Below are 2,656 nucleotides of genomic sequence, written 5' to 3'. Positions count from 1 at the left end.
ACGGATCCGGCGCGTACGGCTCGGGCGGATACGGCTCGAGCGGCGCGGGTTCGGGTGGGTACAGCTCGCGCCGCGGGGGAGCGGGGACGAGCCCGATCCCGCGGGCATCGGCGAAGAAGCCGGCGCTGGAGCTGGACGTCGGGGACCGGGTCAACCATGACAAATACGGCCTGGGGAAGGTCGTCTCGGTCGAGGGGTCGGGAACCACGGCCCGCGCTCGGATCGATTTCGGCGATTACGGGACGGTGCAGCTTATGCTCATCGGCGGCGTGCCGATGAGCAAGCTCTGAGTACCTCGGTCGACCGTTCGGCCGGGCCCGCGCGAGCGGGCCGGAGGAATTAGTTCTGGCCGCCGGCGGCCGCGACGTTCTGCGCGGGCGCGGGTGCCGGAGCCGAGGAGCGGCCCGGGATGGCGCCGAGCGGCGCGGCGAAACCGCCGGCCGGCTGGGCCTGCGGGACCTGCCCGGAGGCCATGGAGGCGAGCTCGCTGGAGTCCGAGCCGCCGGCGCTGCCCGCAGCGGACTGCAGGCTGGAGGCGATCCCGGGAGCGCCGACGGCGTTGCTCGGGTCCGCGTTCCCCGAGGCGTACACGAGATCGCGCAGCGAATTCGTGTCCAAGGACCCGGGGACGTTGATGTTCTCGCTCGCCTCGGAAATCGGCCCGATGCTGCCGAGGTCGATCTGGTTGAGGATGAACCACGGGATGGGATCGACGCGGTGCTTGCCGTCGTCGAGCCACACCTCGAAGTGGAGGTGGCTGCCGGTGGAGAAGCCCTCGCTGCCCATGCCGCCGATGCGCTGCCCGGCGGTCACACGCTGTCCGACCTGCACGTCGATCGAGCTCACGTGGCCGTAGACGGTGAGCGTGCCGTCGTCGCCCATCACGCGGATCCACTTGCCGAAGCCCTGGGCTGCGCCGGCGTCGACCACCACGCCGTTGGTCGCCGACTTGATCTCCGTGCCGATGTCGTTCGCGATGTCGACACCGCCGTGGAAATCGCCCCAGCGTCCGCCGTACCCGGAGCTCAGCAGGCCCACGGCGGGAGCGACGATCTTCGGCCGGCGGTCGAGCTCCTCGCGGATCTCGCGCTGGGCGTTGTTCGCCTGCCCGTCGTAGAGCGACTCGACCGCGGCGGTAGTGGAGGCGTCGCCCCACTGCACCTCGGCGGCCACGGGCTCCGAAGCGGGCTCAGCGGTGCCGCCCGCGCGGGTGTCGCCACTGGCGAGAACGTAGACGTCGGATTCGACGGCGCTGCCGTCGGCCTCCGGAGTGAACAGGCTGTTGCCCTGGTAGGCGGCAACCGTCGCACCGGCGGCGACGGCGAACATCGCCACGCGGCCGCGCACCGCGCCCGAGGGGCCGGGCGCCCGATGGGAGGTCGGGGACGTTCCAGCACCACGTGCGCTTCGACGGCTAGCGCGCCCGTCGACGCCTCCGTTGTGCTGATCCATTACGTACCCGAGGCCTTTCCGAGATCATTTCGTGATCTCCAACAAATTAATAAGGTAGCGGCCGCGCGACGGGCGTTCAAGCCAGAACGCTCATGACGCCGGACGGCGCCGTCCCCGCGGCCGCCGCGCTCGCGCGGAGGCGCGAACTGCGCAGGCGAGGCGCTTGCGGGCCGGGACATAGCGATGAATGTGGTCTTGGTCACAAAGGTGTAATGCCCCGGAGGCGGGGGAAGATGTGGCGTCCGCCGTCATGCGGGGCGTGCGGCGGACAATGGCTCGCGACCGGCGCGAAAGCTCCTCACCTTACCCGAAACCGCCACTTGACCTTACTCGTGGGTAATCACGCGCTGAGTAATGGTTCGGTGGGAGGGGCTCTGCGAGTATTTCGAGTTGGGTCTAAAGTTGAGGATTGACTCGGTTCCGGACCCGTTACCGAGGAAAATCTACGTGTCAAGATGGTGAGCTGATGGATCTCTTCGAATACCAGGCAAAGGCTCTCTTCGCCAAGCACGATGTGCCCACAACCCCGGGTCGCGTCGCGGATACGGCAGAAGAAGCGGAAAAGATCGCGCAGGAAATCGGCAAGCCTGTGGTCGTCAAGGCCCAGGTCAAGGTCGGCGGTCGCGGTAAGGCCGGCGGCGTCAAGCTGGCCGAGAACCCCGCTGAGGCGAAGGCCCGCGCCGAGGACATCCTCGGCCTCGATATCAAGGGCCACGTCGTCAAGAAGCTCCTGGTGGCCGAGGCGTCGGATATCAAGGAGGAGTACTACATCTCCTTCCTCCTCGACCGCGCGAACCGCAACTTCCTCGCCATGTGCTCCGTCGAGGGCGGCATGGAGATCGAGGAAGTCGCGAAGAACTCGCCGGATCGCCTCGCCAAGATCAACATCGACCCGGTCGAGGGTGTCGACGAGGCGAAGGCCCGCGAGATCGCCGAGGCCGGCCACCTCCCCGCCGAGGTGCTCGACGCGGCGGCCAAGACCATCGCCAAGCTGTACGAGGTCTTCGTCGAAGAGGACACCACGCTCGTCGAGGTTAACCCGCTCGTCCGCACGCCGGACGATCAGATCCTCGCGCTCGACGGCAAGGTCACGCTCGACGGCAACGCCGAGTTCCGCCAGGAGTCGCTGCAGGAGTTCGCGGATGCCGGTTCCACCGATCCGCTCGAGCTCAAGGCCAAGGAGAACGACCTCAACTACGTCAAG

General features: G+C 67.9%; 2 protein-coding genes and 1 pseudogene. 2 read left to right on the top strand and 1 reads right to left on the bottom strand.

Annotated features, from left to right (window positions below; translation table 11 throughout):
* A pseudogene (locus tag V7E05_RS14080) lies at positions 1-290 on the top strand (ATP-dependent DNA helicase PcrA); the annotation flags it as partial.
* Between the two features lie 49 nt (positions 291-339).
* On the opposite strand, the gene V7E05_RS14075 reads toward V7E05_RS14080, so the two are convergent.
* Positions 340-1,329 carry a M23 family metallopeptidase gene (locus V7E05_RS14075; RefSeq protein WP_333620254.1) on the bottom strand — a complete coding sequence of 330 codons (990 nt, stop codon included), beginning with the start codon at positions 1,327-1,329 and terminating at the stop codon, positions 340-342.
* 589 nt (positions 1,330-1,918) lie between these two features.
* On the opposite strand from V7E05_RS14075, the gene V7E05_RS14070 reads away from it, so the two are divergent.
* On the top strand, positions 1,919-2,656 hold a 738-nt coding region (locus tag V7E05_RS14070), incomplete at its 3' end, for an ATP-grasp domain-containing protein (protein WP_333620253.1).

Origin of the sequence: Dietzia sp. (genome assembly GCF_036741115.1) — a bacterium.
Classification (GTDB): domain Bacteria; phylum Actinomycetota; class Actinomycetes; order Mycobacteriales; family Mycobacteriaceae; genus Dietzia.
Note: the sequence above shows the minus strand (reverse complement) of the source record. Positions and strands in the feature narration are given on the sequence as shown.

Bases quoted from the DNA above. Each gene is read 5' to 3' on its own strand.
- V7E05_RS14075 (WP_333620254.1), bottom strand. From the start codon at position 1,329: ATGTTCGCCGTCGCCGCCGGTGCGACGGTTGCCGCCTACCAGGGCAAC.